Genomic DNA, 14,828 nt, shown 5'->3' with positions numbered 1-14,828 from the left:
ATATCGCTCATCATCGGTACCTTTTGTTTATGGTCTATGCGCTTTTTGTATCCTTTTTGTTCTCATATAGCAAGCCGTTCTGGAACAACCGAGTTCCGCTTGGTTAATCGCCGATCAGGCGGCGACGACTTTTCCCGCAGAGAGGGTAACGCGGCGATCCATTCGGGAGGCGATGTCGAAATTGTGAGTCGCGATGAGGGCGCTCAATCCAGCGTGCCGGACCAAAGAGCTCAGGGCTTCGAACACGTAGGACGAGGTTTTCGGATCGAGATTCCCGGTCGGCTCGTCGGCAAGGAGAAGGGCCGGCGCGTTGGCCACCGCACGCGCGATGGCGACACGCTGCTGCTCTCCCCCGGACAGTTCCGCCGGGCGATGGCTGGCCCGTGGGCCGACCCGCATGTAATCGAGCAGTTCCTGAGCGCGGGAGCGGGCCGTCGCGTTGTCTGTGCCCTTGACCAGTTGCGGCATCATCACGTTCTCCAGAGCGGTGAACTCGGGCAAAAGATGATGAAACTGATAGACGAAGCCGATTTCACTGCGACGCATGGCGGTGCGCCGATCATCGGTCAGGTCGCCACAGGATTTGCCGAGCAGGCGCACATCGCCAGCGTCGGGTTTCTCCAGCAGCCCGGCCAGATGGAGAAGCGTCGATTTTCCGGTTCCCGACGGGGCGACCAGCGCCACCATCTCTCCGGGAAAGAGCGTGAAATCCGCCTTCGACAGGATGACGAGCGGCTTCGCCGCCTCTTCATAGGCGCGGTCGACCGCGCAGAGCTCCAGAACCGGCTGTGTCTTACTCATAGCGAAGGGCCTCGACCGGATCGATTCTGGCCGCACGGAGAGCTGGCAAGAGCGTTGCGAAGAAGGACAGCGTCAAGGCCATGATCATCACCGCGACGGTCTCTCCAACATCCAGCTTCGCCGGCAACTGGCTCAGAAAATAGAGATTGGGATCGAAGATCGTGGTGCCGGACAACCAGGAGAAGAACTGGCGAATACTCTCGATATTGGCGCAGACGAGCAAACCAATCAGAAGGCCCGCTATCGTGCCAGTCACGCCGATCGCCGCGCCCGTCATGATGAAGATGCGCAGCACCGATCCGCGCGAGGCACCGATGGTTCGCAAGATGGCGATATCGCGGCCCTTGTCCTTCACCAGCATGATCAGCCCTGAAATGATGTTGAGAGCCGCAACCAGCACAATCAGCGTCAGGATCATGAACATCACATTGCGCTCGACCTGAAGGGCGGAGAAGAAACTGCGATTGCGCTCCCGCCAATCGGTCAGGAGGACGGGCCGCCCGGCCGCCTCTCTCACCGCCTCGGCCATGGCATCAACGTCGTCGGGTTCGTCGAGGAAGACCTCGATGGAGCCCACCTGCCCTTCCTGATTGAAATAAAGCTGCGCTTCCGACAGGGGCATATAGACGATGGCCGCGTCATATTCGCTCATGCCGATTTCGAAGATGGCCGTCACGGGATAGGCCTTGACCCTCGGCGCCATCCCCATCGGCGTCACGTCGCCATTTGGCGAGGTGAGCGTGATCAGATCACCGGCGATAAGACCAAGGTTTTCGGCCAGTCGAATGCCAACAGCCACCCCTTCCGAGGTCTCGAACCCGTCGAAGCTGCCCTGCCGAATATTCTGCGTCACCATGTTGAGCTTCGGCAGGTCCTCATCGCGAACGCCGCGGACGATAACACCGGTGCTGACGTTGGATTTACCGTCGGCCAGCGCCTGCCCCTCAACGACGGGCAAAGCGGCCTGAACCCCGGCCAATGCCGAAATCCGGCTGGCAATCGTCTCGTAATCATCCAGCGGCGAGTCGATCGGCTGGACGATCAGATGACCGTTGGTTCCCAGAATGCGGTTCAGCAGTTCCTCGCGAAAACCGTTCATGACAGCCATCACGATAATCAGGGTCGCAACGCCCAGCAGAATGCCGATGAAGGAAATCAGCGCGATGGCCGAGACGAAAGTGTCCTTGCGGCGTGCGCGCAGATAGCGGAACGCCACCATGCGCTCGAACCGGCCGAACGGACGGGCCTTGCCGTCATGATCCGCTATCGCCTCCTCCGCACTCATCGAAGGGCGCCTGCCGTCAGCATGTTCAATGCTTCGTCGAGCGACAACTCACGCTTTTCGCCACTGGCGCGGGCGCGCAGTTCCACCTTGCCTTCGGCAAGCCCTCTGGGGCCAGCGACGATCTGAACCGGAATGCCGATCAACTCGTGCGTTGCGAACTTGGCACCGGCCCGCGCATCGGTATCGTCCAGCAAGGGATCCAGCCCACCCTCCTTTGCGGCACGGTAGAGCTTTTCAGCGGCGTCGTCGCACAGATCGTCACCAACCTTCATGCTGATGATCGAAACGTCGAACGGCGCGACGCTCTGCGGCCAGATGATGCCGGCCTCGTCATGGCTGGCCTCGATGATCGCGCCGAGCAACCGCGTCGGCCCGATGCCGTAGCTTCCCATGGAAACCGGCACCTGGGCGCCAGCGGGTCCGGTCACCTTCGCGCCCATCGGCTCGGAATACTTCGTTCCGAAATGGAAGATGTGACCAACCTCGATACCCCGTGCGCTGATACGGGTGTCATCGGACAATGCCCCCCAAGCCTGCTCGTCATGCATTTCGTCGGTCGCCGCGTAAGGGGTGGTCCACTTGGCAACCAGATCGGACAACGCCTCGGCATCCGAGAAGTCGGTATCCGCGCCGGGAGTGTCATATTCAAGAAAGGCTCGGTCGCAGAAGACCTCCGATTCACCGGTCTCCGCAAGGACGATGAACTCATGAGACAGATCGCCGCCGATCGGGCCGGTATCGGCACGCATCGGGATGGCGGTCAATCCGCAGCGCTGGAATGTCCGCAGATAGGCGACGAACATCCGGTAATAGGCGATCTTCGCACTCTCGTAATCGAGATCGAACGAATAGGCGTCCTTCATCAGAAACTCGCGGCCCCGCATGACCCCGAAGCGCGGGCGGACCTCATCGCGGAATTTCCACTGAAGGTGATAGAGATTGAGCGGAAGATCCTTGTAGGATCGTACATAGGTCCGGAAGATATCCGTCACCATCTCTTCATTGGTCGGACCATAGAGCATGTCGCGATCATGGCGGTCGCGAATGCGCAGCATCTCGGGACCGTAAGCGTTGTAGCGTCCACTCTCCTGCCAAAGATCGGCCGGCTGGACGGTCGGCATCAAGATCTCGATCGCCCCTGCCCGGTCCTGCTCCTCGCGGATGATGTCGCAGACCTTGTCCAACACCTTCTTGCCGAGCGGCAGAAAGCTGAAAATGCCCGCCGCCTGCTGCTTGATCATGCCGGCGCGCAGCATCAGACGGTGTGAAACGATCTCGGCTTCACGAGGCGTTTCTTTAAGGATGGGCAGAAAGTAGTGCGACAAACGCATGTGAGGCAGCCCTTGAATTCCGGAAGGGGTGAGAGAATCGGTCGCGATGACCGGAGTTTGAGCGGACTTCTAATGCAGAGTCGATGCGATTAAAACCGCCAAGGCTGCGGCTCATCGTCAAGGACGATGTGACGATCATGGACAGTCCCGGCTTCACCGGACGCCCCTCTTAATTGACCTTTTCGTAAACGTCACAGCAGTATTGTTCGACTGTTGAGCAAACATTCGGACCTTTTGCAGTGCATCATAAGTTTTTCGCCGCATAAGCCAAAATTCGGGTGACAAGAGGCTTTCGCTCTGCTTGTGTGCCCGGCACATGCAAGAGCCGGGTTCAAACCGGTCAAACAGAACGCGTCTTTTGTCTTGGGAGGATGAGATCGCGGCGCGTCACTCGCAGCCGACCCGCATTGCGGGGGTAGATCACGCGTTCGAACTTAAAACGGGACCGCTTAGCGGTCCCGTTTTCCTTAGGAGGGACGTTCCGTCCTTACATATTGGGCACCAGCACCGGCAGGTCTGCAAGCGACCAGCCCGTTGCCCAACTCACCAGCATGTAAGCGCCAAGCAGCAACGCGGAAACCAGGGTTGTCCGAAGGAATGCCCTCAGCACATGGTGTCGTCCAACTTCCGGCGCGCTATCGCTGGTTCCGAGCGTGACTCCCTCATCGCTCTCATCCTGTGTGCGGAGCGAAAATGGCAGAACCGCGAATAGCGTGATCCACCATAGCACGAAGTAGACAGCGAAGAGAAAAGCCCAATCCATCTCGCCTAGACCTGCTCCAGCTCCACGAGCGTGCCGGTAAAGTCCTTCGGATGAAGAAACAGAACCGGCTTGCCATGCGCCCCGGTCTTCGGCTCGCCGTCACCCAGCACACGTGCGCCTTGTGTTTTAAGACGCGCCTTTGCGGCGACGATATCTTCGACCTCGTAACAGATGTGGTGCATTCCACCTGCCGGGTTCTTTTCCAGAAAAGCCGCTATCGGCGAATTTTCGCCGAGTGGCTCCAGAAGTTCGATCTTGGTGTTCGGCAATTCAATAAAGACCACCGTCACCCCATGCTCTGGAAGAGGCTGGGGCTGGCTGACATTGGCGCCGAGCGTATCGCGGTAAACCGCGACGCCAGCGAGAAGGTCGGGAACCGCTATAGCCACATGATTGAGACGACCGATCATTGTCAGCCTCCTTCTCCGTTCAAACCTGCGATACGAATACGGTAACCAGGGGCTTTTTGCCCCACACGTCGCGTGCCTGCGCGCGAATGGCGCGACGAGCCGCTTCCGCGACGAGATCTAGATCGCGGCGGCGCTTGCTCGGAATGCTGTTGATCGCCCCGATCGCGGCTTCCAGAAGCACGTCTTCCATATCGTCGCCCTGCCCGTCGGCTTCCGGCAAGCCTACCGCCTCAATGTCGGGATCGTCGAGAAGCTGCAGTTTCTCGTCGAGGATAACGTTCAGGCAGACAATCCCTGCGAAGGAAAGCTTGCGGCGATCGCGCAGGCCAACCTGCCGGTCATCGCCATAAAGAAGACCGTCCTTGTAATCGCGGCCCGCCTCGATCTGATGGACGATCTCCGCGTCGCCCGGCGCGAGCCGGAGCACATCGCCATTCCGGATCGACGCCACCTGCGCGATGCCCTCCTCGGCGGCCAATGCGGCGTGAGCGGAGAGATGCGCTGCCTCGCCGTGGACCGGGACCGCAATGGATGGTCGGGTCAGCTGATACATGCGCCGCAATTCATTCCGGCGCGGGTGCCCCGAAACATGGACGAGCGCCTCGCTGTTTTCGAGAATCCGCACGCCCTGCTCGATCAGGCCGTTCTTGATGTCGTTGATCGCTTTTTCATTGCCTGGAATGGCCCGGGACGAAAAGATCACCATGTCGCCCTTGGTCAGGCTGACGGCGCGCATCTCGTCCCGCGACAGTTTCGCCAGCGCCGCCCTCGGCTCGCCCTGGCTTCCCGTGCAGAGGATCGCAAGGTTTTCCCGCGGTATGTTATCGGCCTCGTCTTCGGGGATCGGTTCCGGCAGTCCGTCCAAATAGCCAAGGTCGCCCGCCACATCCATGACACGCCTCATCGAGCGCCCCAGCACCAGAAGCGAACGACCGCTATCGCGGGCCGCTTCCATGATCGAACGAATCCTGCCGACATTGGAGGAGAACGACGTGATCACCACCCGCCCGGGCGCTTTCTCGATCTGCTCGCGCAATCCTTCATTAACGGCCTTCTCCGAAGGGCTTTCGCCATCCGTCATCGCATTGGTGCTGTCGCAGACGAGAGCCAGCAGTCCGTCATCACCAATCTTGGCAAACTGGTCCTGATCCACGGGCTGACCGATCGCGGGCTCGGGATCGAACTTCCAGTCACCCGTATGGAGCACACGGCCGAGCGTGGTTTCAATGAGCAGGCTGAACGGCTCGGGAATGGAGTGAGTGACCGGAATAACCTTGAGGCTGAACGGGCCAAGATCGAACGTGTCATTGGCCTGGAAAAGGTGGATGTCCAGATCGAGCTGATGCTCCGGCTCCCGTTTGGCTTCCAGCATCGCTGCGGTGAATGCACTCATATGGATGGGGCACCGCAGCCGCGGCCAAAGATCCAGTATAGCGCCATAATGGTCTTCATGGGCATGGGTGATGACCATGCCGAGCAGGTTCTCCCGCTCCGCCTCGATAAACGCGATATCGGGCAGAACCAGATCGACGCCCGGCAATTCCGGTCCCGGAAAGGTCACGCCGCAATCGACGATGATCCATTTGCGTTTTTTCGGCGGGCCAAAGCCATAAAGGCCGAAGTTCATGCCGATTTCGCCGACGCCGCCAAGCGGCGCGAAAACGAGTTCGTTCTTACTGTCGTTCATTCATATCTCGTTTGAAAAAAGAGGTCGCCGGCAGATATACGGCTCAGCTCGCCATTGGAGCGCTCCAGCAACAGATAGCCCTCGGAGTCCAATCCGGCAAACCGGCCCGTCAGGGTCGTGGTTTCCATGTTGACGCGGATCGGCATACCGACCCCTTGCGCTCGCTCCAGCCACAATTGGCGGATCGTTTCGAAGTTCCGTCCTTCACTCCACAGAACCAGGCAGTCGTTAATCTGCCGGGCAAGGCGTGGCAGAAGCTGCGCCGGTGTTATATCGACACCTTCCGCAAGGAGATCCGTCGCCGGATAGGCAGGATTATCAGGGTGATGCGCGCAATTGATGCCGCAGCCGATAATAATCGAACGCTGACGCATGGATCCGCCGGCTTCCAGCAAGATGCCGTTGACCTTGGCGCCGCCGATCAGGACGTCATTGGGCCATTTCAGCCTTAAACGTTGCTCGTGATGGGGCAGCACCTGCTCTATGGCACGGTGCACCGCAAGCGCGGCGACAAGCGGGAGTGTTCCGATCGCTGAAGATTCCGAAGTCATTGGAAGGAGGAGCGAGGCGTAAAGATTACCGGCCTCACTGACCCAATTGCGTCCGCGCCTGGCCCGTCCGGCCAGTTGCCGACGGGCCATCACCCAGAACGGACCGTCCAGTCCCAGGTTCTCCTGACGGCGCGCCTCGGCGTTGGTGCTGTCGACCTCGTTCAGAAGGACGAGGCCAACCCCCTCCGGCCAGAGAGGATCGGCCTTCAGTTCGTCTGTGCTGGACGTTCCTGCCTCGGTCACCCGGCGAAGAATGCGCGAGCGGCGATCTCGGCCGAAGCTTCAACCGGCCCGGCAATGATGACGTAGAGAAGCGTGAAGGCTGTCGAAAGACCAAGCACTGTGCCGAGTTCACCCTGAACCGGCTCCAGCCGTCCGACCGGCTCGTCGAACCACATGATCTTGATGAGGCGCAGATAGTAAAAGGCGCCCACCACACTCGCCACGACGCCGATAATGGCAAGCGCGTAGAGATCCGCTTCGATAGCTGCGAGGAAGACGTACCACTTTGCCCAGAACCCCGCGAGCGGCGGAATACCGGCCAGGCTGAACATCAGCACGGTCAAAGCGACAGCCATAAGCGGATTGGTCGAGGACAAGCCTGCCAGATCGCCGATATTTTCAAAATTGCCGCCCTTGCGACGCATGGCGAGAATGAAGGCGAAGCTGCCGAGCGTCATCGCCAGATAGATGAGCATGTAGATAGCCACACCACGCACACCCGCCTGCGTGCCAGCCGCGAGACCAACGAGCGCAAATCCCATATGGCCAATCGAGGAATAGGCCATAAGGCGCTTGATGTTGCGCTGGCCAATTGCTGCGAAGCTGCCTAGCGCCATCGAAGCAATCGAGATGAAGGTGATGATCTGACGCCAGTCGGTGGTCAACGGTTCGAAAGCGTCCATAACCACGCGAACGAGAAGAGCCATGGCGGCCATTTTCGGCGCTGCGGCAAAGAAGGCAGTCACCGGAGTCGGCGCGCCCTCATACACATCCGGCGTCCACATATGGAACGGCACGGCGGAGATCTTGAAGGCAAGGCCCGCAAGAATGAACACAAGCCCGAACAGGAGGCCAAGCTGACGCTCTTCGCCAGTGACGGCCAGTGCGATACCTTCGAAGCCGATCGTGCCCGTATAGCCATAAACGAGGCTGATCCCATAAAGCAGCATTCCCGACGACAGCGCGCCGAGCACGAAATATTTCAGGCCGGCCTCCGTCGCGCGCACACTCTCGCGATTGATCGCGGCGACGACGTAGAGCGCCAGGCTCTGAAGCTCGAGGCCCATATAGAGAGTCAGCATCGAGTCGGCGGAAATCATGAACATCATGCCAACCGTGGCGAGCATGATGAGAACCGGAAATTCGAATTTGTCGAAACGTTCGGCCTTGGCGAACCCAACGCTCATCACCATGGTTACGGCGGAGCCGATCAGCGTCAGAACCTTCATGAACCGCGTGAAGCTGTCGGAGACGAAAGCATTGTTGAAGGCCGACGTATCGCTCGGCATGAGGATCACCAGCGCGCCGGCAGCCAGAAGAAAGGCCACAGCGAGGCCGTTCACGATGCGCATGCCGCTATTGGCCGCGAATACCCCGATCATCAGCAGAAGTATGGCGCCCAGAACGATGAGTAGTTCCGGCCCAAGAGCGATGAGTCCCGAGTTGAGATCAATCGTCATGCGATGTTCCCCTAGCGCGGCAGAGATGCTGCGGCTTGCGCCCCGTCGGAAACGGCGCGTCCGATTTCATTGAGAAGCTGGTCGACGGAAGCGGCGGTGACGTCGAAGATCGGCATCGGCCACACACCGAAAAGGATGGTCAGCGCGACCAGCGGATAGATGATGAAGCGTTCACGGCCGGAAAGGTCCACAAGCCCCTTCAGGCTCTCCTTCTCCAGCTTGCCGTAAACGACGCGGCGATAGAGCCACAGCGCATAGGCAGCCGAAAGGATCACGCCAAGCGTCGCAACCGCGGCAAACCAGGGCTGGCTCTGGTACGTGCCGAGCAGCGTCAGGAATTCACCGACGAAACCAGACGTTCCCGGCAGGCCGACATTGGCCATGGTGAAGATCAGAAACGCCACGGCGTATTTCGGCATGTTGTTGACCAGGCCGCCATAAGCCGCGATTTCGCGGGTGTGCATCCGGTCGTAGACCACGCCCACGCAGAGGAAGAGCGCGCCGGACACCAGGCCGTGACTCAGCATCTGGAAGATCGCGCCCTGAACGCCCCACTCGTTGAAGGCGAAGATACCCATCGTCACATAGCCCATATGCGCAACCGAAGAGTAAGCGATCAGCTTCTTCATATCTTCCTGCATCAGGGCGACGAGCGAGGTGTAGACAATCGCCACCACCGAAAGCGTCATCACGAAGGGCTGGAAATAGACGGATGCGTCGGGGAACATGGGCAGCGAAAAGCGCAGGAAGCCGTAGCCGCCCATCTTCAGGAGAATACCGGCCAGCAGAACGGATCCTGCCGTCGGTGCTTCCACGTGCGCATCGGGCAACCAGGTATGAACCGGCCACATCGGCATCTTCACCGCAAAGGAGGCAAAGAAGGCCAGCCAGAGCCAGGTCTGCATACCGGCCGGGAAATCATAGGCCAACAGTTCGCGGATGTCGGTCGTACCGGCCATGCCATACATCGCCATGATGGCGAGCAGCATCAGCACCGAGCCGAGTAGTGTGTAGAGAAAGAACTTGAATGAGGCATAGACGCGCCGTTTGCCGCCCCAGACACCGATGATGATGAACATCGGGATGAGACCGGCCTCGAAGAAGACATAGAAGAGCACCAGATCCAGCGCGCAGAACACGCCGATCATCAGCGTTTCCAGGATCAGGAACGCAATCATATATTCCTTGAGCCTGTGCTGCACCGCCCGCCAGGAGGCGATGATGCAGATCGGCATGAGGAACGTGGTCAGGATGACGAACAGGACGGAGATGCCGTCCACGCCCATCCTGTAGCCGACATTGCCGCCGAGCCAGGCGATGTCTTCTTCCATCTGGAAGCCGGCATAGCCATTGTCGAAATTGATCCAGACCACCAGAGAAAGGAGGAAGGTGACGACCGTGACCAGCAGCGACACATTGCGGATATTGCGGCGACCATAGCCCTCCTCATCCTCGCGGATGAGAGAGATCATCAGCGCTCCAAGCAGCGGCAGAAAGGTTACCAGAGAAAGGATCGGCCAGTCATTCATGTCAGAAGGCGCTCCCGAGCATCATCCACGTGACGAGGGCCGCGACCCCGATCAGCATCGCGAAGGCATAGTGGTAGAGGTAGCCGCTCTGCAGGCGAACCACCCGATTTGTGACATCGACCACGCGGGCCGAAATTCCGTCTGGACCGAGCCCGTCGATGACGGTGCCGTCGCCGCGCTTCCAGAGGAAGCGGCCGAGCCATTTGGCGGGACGAACGAAGAGAAAATCGTACAATTCGTCGAAATACCATTTGTTCAGGAGGAAGGCGTAGAGGCCGGACTGGCTCTGGGCGAGCGCCTTGGGCGTACCTGGCGAGCGAATATAGAACCAGTAGGCGAACACGAGCCCGAGCAGCATGGCGATGAAGGGCGAGAGAGCGACCCACACCGGAACGTGGTGGAACTCTTCCAGCAATTCATTGCCGCCAGCTACAAAGAGCGATTCCTTCCAGAACTCTCCATATTCATGCCCGTAGAAGAACCCCTCGAAAAGCAATCCCGCGAAGATCGCGCCCGCTGCGAGGATGAAGAGCGGAATCAGCATCACCCATGGCGATTCATGGACGTGGTGCATGACATCTGCCGTGGCACGCGGCGTACCGTGGAACGTCATGAAGATCAGTCGCCATGAATAGAAGGACGTGAAGCAAGCCGCGACAACCAGCATGACGAAGGCGAAGGTCGAAACCACGCTGTGGCTGGCGTAGGCCGTCTCGATGATGACGTCCTTGGAGAAGAAGCCGGCGGTGCCGATCGCGGTGAACGGAATACCCACGCCGGTCAGTGCCAGCGTCCCGATGATCATCATCCAGTAGGTGGCTGGGATGTGCTTGCGAAGCCCGCCCATGAACCGCATGTCCTGCTCGTCCGATACGGCATGGATGACCGAGCCCGCACCCAGGAACAGGAGCGCCTTGAAGAAGGCGTGCGTGAACAGGTGGAAAATCGCCGCTCCGTACGCGCCGACGCCCAGCGCCACGAACATGTAGCCGAGCTGCGAACAGGTCGAGTAGGCGATCACGCGCTTGATGTCGTTCTGCACGAGACCGACGGTGGCCGCGAAGAACGCCGTAATCGCACCGACCACCGTCACGACCACCAGCGCGGTCTGAGACAATTCAAAGATCGGTGACAGACGGGCCACCATCACGACACCGGCGGTGACCATGGTGGCCGCGTGGATCAGGGCCGAAACAGGTGTCGGGCCTTCCATCGCGTCCGGCAACCATGTGTGAAGCGGCACCTGCGCGCTCTTGCCCATGGCACCCATGAACAGAAGGAGGCAGGTCACGGTAATGGCGGTTGCTGCCGGAACGCCATAGCCGAAGAAGCTCATCTCGCCTGACGGATCGAACTGGCGCGCATTGGCGAAGATGGTATCGAAATTGACCGATCCGAACAGCAGGAAAATGCCGAAGATGCCGAGCAGAAAACCGAAATCGCCGACACGGTTGACGATAAAGGCCTTCATTGCCGCAGCGTTGGCGGACGGCTTCTTGTACCAGAAACCGATCAGCAGATAGGAGGCCAGGCCGACCCCCTCCCAGCCAAAGAACATCTGCACCAGATTGTTGCTCGTCACCAGCATCAGCATGGCGAAGGTGAAGAGCGACAGATAGGCGAAGAAACGCGGCCGCTGCGGATCGTGGTGCATGTAGCCGATCGAGTAGGTGTGCACCAAAGCGGACACCGTGTTGACAACGACCAGCATGACGACGGTCAGCGTATCAATGCGGAACGCCCAGTCGACGGCCAGCGAACCGATATTCATCCACTGCATGACCGGAACGACCATGGCCTCCTCATGGCCCAGCCCGAAATCGAAGAAGGCAATCCAGGACAGCACAGCGGCGACATAGAGGAAGCCGGTGGTCACATACTCGCTCGCCTTGGCGCCGATGGAGCGGCCGAAGAGACCGGCGATCAGGAAGCCAATAAGCGGCAGGAAGACGATCAGGTGAAACATGGTGATCCGGCCTCAGCCTTTCATCTGGTTGACGTCTTCAACCCCGATCGAACCCTTGTTGCGGAAGAACACAACGAGGATAGCGAGGCCGATGGCCGCTTCGGCGGCCGCAACGGTCAGCACGAAGAGCGAGAATATCTGCCCGACGAGATCGCCGAGCTGCGCGGAAAAGGCGACGAAATTGATATTCACCGCCAAAAGGATCAGTTCGACGCTCATCAGAATGATGATGATATTCCGGCGGTTCAGGAAGATCCCGAAGACACCCAGCGTGAACAGAATGGCTGAAAGGGTCAGGTAGTGACCGATGCCGACGCTCATGATCAGATTCCCTTGCCGCTTTCAACACTGACGACTTCGATCGCCGTCTCCGGTGTCCGCGCGACCTGCTGCGGAATGGACTGCCTCTTGAGCCCGCTGCGGTGATGGAGGGTCAACACGATCGCCCCGATCATGGCGACCAGCAGCACCAGGCCAGCCAACTGGAAGAAGAAGACGTAGTCGGTATAGAGGACATCACCGAGCGCCGCCGTATTCTCACGGACTGCGAGAGGCGGGATCGGCTGCACGATATTTCCGGCTGTTTCAGGCCCGAATACCGAGCCGCCAAGGACGATGCCGAGTTCAGCCAGCAATACGAGACCGACGAGGGCACCGATCGGCGCATATTGCAGCACGCCCGATTTGAGCTCGGAGAAATCGATATCCAGCATCATGACGACGAAGAGGAACAGGACGGCGACTGCGCCGACATAGACGATCAGCAGGATCATCGCGAGGAACTCGGCGCCGGTCAGAAGGAACAGCGCCGCTGCGTTGAAAAAGGTCAAGATGAGATAGAGAACCGAATGCACGGGATTGCGCGCGGCGATCACCATGAAGGCGGATGCCACTGCGATCACCGAGAAAAGATAGAAGAACGCGGCCGGTAGCCCGGTCAGCAATGCGCCCTGTTCCATGGTTCGTTCCCTGTCGTCCCGGCCGGCCAGTACGTTCGGCCAACCTCGGTTCGGCGTACGGTGCCGCCTTGTGTCAAAATCCGCTCACGGATGCCAGTGCTCCGTAAGTCTGTCCCCTCAATCTCGTCGCGCTTCAGCGATAGGGTGCGTCGAGCTTGATATTCCGTGCCAGTTCCTGCTCCCAGCGATCGCCGTTCGCAAGCAGCTTTTCCTTGTCGTAGTAGAGTTCTTCGCGTGTTTCGGTCGAAAACTCGAAATTCGGCCCTTCCACGATGGCATCCACCGGGCAGGCCTCCTGGCAGAAGCCGCAATAGATGCACTTCACCATATCGATATCGTAACGCACGGTCCGGCGCGTGCCGTCATTTCGGCGCGGTCCCGCCTCGATGGTGATCGCCTGTGCGGGGCAGATGGCCTCGCACAGTTTGCAGGCGATGCAGCGCTCTTCGCCGTTCGGATAACGACGCAACGCATGTTCGCCGCGGAAGCGAGGCGATTGCGGGTTTTTCTCGTACGGGTAGTTGATCGTGTATTTCGGCGCGAAGAACTGTCGCATCGACAGGCCGAACGCCTTGACGAACTCGATAAGCAGCAGCGACTTTGCGGCCTGAGCGAGACCAGCCATCAGATCTCTCCAAACAAATATGGGCCGAGGAACCAGCCGATGATCGGAAAGGCAATCAACTGAACGATTGCCGTGATGCGCAGCACACCGCGCGGACCGGCCAGATCCATGCGCCGGCCCAGCATCGTCAGCAGCGCGAAATCAACGGCTGCGAGAACCAGTCCAGCGATCAGTCCGATCAGATTTGCTGTCATGCCACGCCACCTTCGAGAAGCTTCAGCACGAATGCGGTGATCACAACCATGGCAAGCGAGATCGGCAGGAAGACCTTCCAGCCAAGACGCATAAGCTGGTCGTAGCGATAGCGCGGAACGAAAGCCTTGACCATGGCGAACATGAAAAAGACGAGCAGCACCTTCAGGATGAACCAGACCACACCCGGCACCCAGGTGAATGGTACGAAATTGAATGGAGGCAGCCAGCCGCCAAGGAAGAGGATGGTCGTCAGCGCGCACATCAGGACGATGGCGACATATTCTCCGAGGAAGAAGAGCAGGAAGGGCGTTGAGGAATATTCGATCATGTGGCCCGCGACGAGCTCGGCTTCCGCTTCGACCAGATCGAATGGCGGGCGGTTCGTCTCCGCAAGGGCCGAGATGAAGAACACGATGAACATCGGGAAGAGCGCCAGCCAGTGCCAGTCCAGGAAGGTGTTGGGCAGGCCGAGACGCGTACCCAGTCCGTCCGTCTGGCTGAGCACGATCTGCGACAGATCAAGCGAGCCGACAGCAAGCAACACGGTCACCAGAACGAAACCGATCGAGACCTCGTAGGAGACCATCTGCGCAGCCGAGCGAAGTGCGCCCAGAAACGGATATTTCGAGTTGGAGGCCCATCCACCCATGATCACGCCGTAAACCTCGAGCGAGGAAATGGCGAAGACGTAGAGAATGCCGACATTGATCGAGGCCACGGCCCAGCCTTCGGCCACCGGAATAACGGCCCAGGCGGCCATTGCGAGAACCGATGTTACGAGCGGCGCCAAAAGGAACACGCCCTTATTCGCACCAGCCGGGATGATCGGCTCCTTGAAGACGAATTTCAAAAGGTCGGCAAAGCTCTGAAACAGGCCCCACGGCCCGACGACATTGGGCCCGCGACGCCGCTGGACGGCCGCCCAGACCTTACGGTCCGCATAGAGAAGATAAGCCAGGATCACGAGCAGCGAGACCAGCAGCAAAAGCGACTGTCCCAGGATGATCAGCGCCGGCAGCACCCAAGTGGTGAAGAATTCCATCG

General features: G+C 59.4%; 15 protein-coding genes. All 15 read right to left on the bottom strand.

Annotation, left to right across the window (positions count from 1 at the left end):
• Nucleotides 1-114: 114 nt before the first annotated feature.
• The 15 genes from D8780_RS05180 to nuoH all read right to left on the bottom strand — a co-directional run bounded on the left by D8780_RS05180 (nucleotide 115) and on the right by nuoH (nucleotide 14,826).
• Complete coding sequence (locus D8780_RS05180) at nucleotides 115-801, bottom strand: ABC transporter ATP-binding protein (RefSeq protein WP_121644653.1); 687 nt, start codon at nucleotides 799-801, stop codon at nucleotides 115-117.
• Nucleotides 794-2,086 carry a lipoprotein-releasing ABC transporter permease subunit gene (locus D8780_RS05175; protein ID WP_121644652.1) on the bottom strand — a complete coding sequence of 431 codons (1,293 nt, stop codon included), beginning with the start codon at nucleotides 2,084-2,086 and terminating at the stop codon, nucleotides 794-796. Before D8780_RS05175 ends, D8780_RS05180 begins: the two co-directional genes overlap by 8 nt.
• A complete protein-coding gene (gene proS / locus D8780_RS05170) occupies nucleotides 2,083-3,417 on the bottom strand; it encodes a proline--tRNA ligase (protein WP_121644651.1) in 1,335 nt (444 codons plus the stop codon). Before proS ends, D8780_RS05175 begins: the two co-directional genes overlap by 4 nt.
• A 487-nt stretch (nucleotides 3,418-3,904) precedes the next feature.
• Nucleotides 3,905-4,180 (bottom strand): DUF1467 family protein, encoded by a 276-nt coding sequence (locus D8780_RS05165; RefSeq protein WP_121644650.1) that lies wholly within the window; start codon nucleotides 4,178-4,180, stop codon nucleotides 3,905-3,907.
• Nucleotides 4,181-4,185: 5 nt separating this feature from the next.
• Complete coding sequence (gene mce, locus D8780_RS05160; RefSeq protein WP_121644649.1) at nucleotides 4,186-4,590, bottom strand: methylmalonyl-CoA epimerase; 405 nt, start codon at nucleotides 4,588-4,590, stop codon at nucleotides 4,186-4,188.
• Nucleotides 4,591-4,609: 19 nt separating this feature from the next.
• Nucleotides 4,610-6,277 carry a ribonuclease J gene (locus D8780_RS05155; protein ID WP_121644648.1) on the bottom strand — a complete coding sequence of 556 codons (1,668 nt, stop codon included), beginning with the start codon at nucleotides 6,275-6,277 and terminating at the stop codon, nucleotides 4,610-4,612.
• Nucleotides 6,274-7,071, bottom strand: a complete 798-nt coding sequence (locus D8780_RS05150; protein ID WP_158598444.1) for a biotin--[acetyl-CoA-carboxylase] ligase — start codon at nucleotides 7,069-7,071, stop codon at nucleotides 6,274-6,276. Before D8780_RS05150 ends, D8780_RS05155 begins: the two co-directional genes overlap by 4 nt.
• On the bottom strand, nucleotides 7,068-8,510 hold the full coding sequence (nuoN, locus tag D8780_RS05145) for an NADH-quinone oxidoreductase subunit NuoN (RefSeq protein WP_121644646.1): 1,443 nt from the start codon (nucleotides 8,508-8,510) through the stop codon (nucleotides 7,068-7,070). Before nuoN ends, D8780_RS05150 begins: the two co-directional genes overlap by 4 nt.
• A gap of 11 nt (nucleotides 8,511-8,521) precedes the next feature.
• Nucleotides 8,522-10,039, bottom strand: coding sequence for an NADH-quinone oxidoreductase subunit M (locus D8780_RS05140; RefSeq protein WP_121644645.1), 1,518 nt, complete (start codon nucleotides 10,037-10,039; stop codon nucleotides 8,522-8,524).
• A gap of 1 nt (nucleotide 10,040) precedes the next feature.
• Nucleotides 10,041-12,005, bottom strand: coding sequence for an NADH-quinone oxidoreductase subunit L (gene nuoL, locus D8780_RS05135; protein WP_121644644.1), 1,965 nt, complete (start codon nucleotides 12,003-12,005; stop codon nucleotides 10,041-10,043).
• A gap of 12 nt (nucleotides 12,006-12,017) precedes the next feature.
• Nucleotides 12,018-12,326 carry an NADH-quinone oxidoreductase subunit NuoK gene (gene nuoK / locus D8780_RS05130; protein ID WP_121644643.1) on the bottom strand — a complete coding sequence of 103 codons (309 nt, stop codon included), beginning with the start codon at nucleotides 12,324-12,326 and terminating at the stop codon, nucleotides 12,018-12,020.
• A gap of 2 nt (nucleotides 12,327-12,328) precedes the next feature.
• Complete coding sequence (locus D8780_RS05125; RefSeq protein WP_121644642.1) at nucleotides 12,329-12,964, bottom strand: NADH-quinone oxidoreductase subunit J; 636 nt, start codon at nucleotides 12,962-12,964, stop codon at nucleotides 12,329-12,331.
• 133 nt (nucleotides 12,965-13,097) lie between these two features.
• The gene (nuoI, locus tag D8780_RS05120) at nucleotides 13,098-13,589 is read right to left on the bottom strand and encodes an NADH-quinone oxidoreductase subunit NuoI (RefSeq protein ID WP_121644641.1); all 492 of its coding nucleotides are present in this window, start codon (nucleotides 13,587-13,589) and stop codon (nucleotides 13,098-13,100) included.
• Nucleotides 13,589-13,783 carry a hypothetical protein gene (locus D8780_RS05115; RefSeq protein WP_121644640.1) on the bottom strand — a complete coding sequence of 65 codons (195 nt, stop codon included), beginning with the start codon at nucleotides 13,781-13,783 and terminating at the stop codon, nucleotides 13,589-13,591. The genes nuoI and D8780_RS05115 overlap by 1 nt, the downstream gene beginning before the upstream one ends.
• Entirely contained in the window at nucleotides 13,780-14,826 is a 1,047-nt protein-coding gene (gene nuoH / locus D8780_RS05110) for an NADH-quinone oxidoreductase subunit NuoH (RefSeq protein WP_121644639.1), read from the bottom strand. Before nuoH ends, D8780_RS05115 begins: the two co-directional genes overlap by 4 nt.
• Nucleotides 14,827-14,828: the final 2 nt, after the last annotated feature.

The organism is Notoacmeibacter ruber (genome assembly GCF_003668555.1).
Taxonomy (GTDB): domain Bacteria; phylum Pseudomonadota; class Alphaproteobacteria; order Rhizobiales; family Rhizobiaceae; genus Notoacmeibacter; species Notoacmeibacter ruber.
This window is presented reverse-complemented; position numbering and strand designations above follow the sequence as displayed.

What these genes read in the sequence shown, in the direction of transcription:
- mce (WP_121644649.1), bottom strand. Translation starts at nt 4,590, where the DNA reads ATGATCGGTCGTCTCAATCATGTGGCTATAGCGGTTCCCGACCTTCTC.
- nuoL (WP_121644644.1), bottom strand. Translation starts at nt 12,005, where the DNA reads ATGTTTCACCTGATCGTCTTCCTGCCGCTTATTGGCTTCCTGATCGCC.
- D8780_RS05140 (WP_121644645.1), bottom strand. Translation starts at nt 10,039, where the DNA reads ATGAATGACTGGCCGATCCTTTCTCTGGTAACCTTTCTGCCGCTGCTT.
- D8780_RS05115 (WP_121644640.1), bottom strand. Translation starts at nt 13,783, where the DNA reads ATGACAGCAAATCTGATCGGACTGATCGCTGGACTGGTTCTCGCAGCC.
- nuoH (WP_121644639.1), bottom strand. Translation starts at nt 14,826, where the DNA reads ATGGAATTCTTCACCACTTGGGTGCTGCCGGCGCTGATCATCCTGGGA.
- D8780_RS05155 (WP_121644648.1), bottom strand. Translation starts at nt 6,277, where the DNA reads ATGAACGACAGTAAGAACGAACTCGTTTTCGCGCCGCTTGGCGGCGTC.
- proS (WP_121644651.1), bottom strand. Translation starts at nt 3,417, where the DNA reads ATGCGTTTGTCGCACTACTTTCTGCCCATCCTTAAAGAAACGCCTCGT.
- nuoI (WP_121644641.1), bottom strand. Translation starts at nt 13,589, where the DNA reads ATGGCTGGTCTCGCTCAGGCCGCAAAGTCGCTGCTGCTTATCGAGTTC.
- nuoK (WP_121644643.1), bottom strand. Translation starts at nt 12,326, where the DNA reads ATGAGCGTCGGCATCGGTCACTACCTGACCCTTTCAGCCATTCTGTTC.
- D8780_RS05175 (WP_121644652.1), bottom strand. Translation starts at nt 2,086, where the DNA reads ATGAGTGCGGAGGAGGCGATAGCGGATCATGACGGCAAGGCCCGTCCG.
- D8780_RS05125 (WP_121644642.1), bottom strand. Translation starts at nt 12,964, where the DNA reads ATGGAACAGGGCGCATTGCTGACCGGGCTACCGGCCGCGTTCTTCTAT.
- nuoN (WP_121644646.1), bottom strand. Translation starts at nt 8,510, where the DNA reads ATGACGATTGATCTCAACTCGGGACTCATCGCTCTTGGGCCGGAACTA.
- D8780_RS05180 (WP_121644653.1), bottom strand. Translation starts at nt 801, where the DNA reads ATGAGTAAGACACAGCCGGTTCTGGAGCTCTGCGCGGTCGACCGCGCC.
- D8780_RS05165 (WP_121644650.1), bottom strand. Translation starts at nt 4,180, where the DNA reads ATGGATTGGGCTTTTCTCTTCGCTGTCTACTTCGTGCTATGGTGGATC.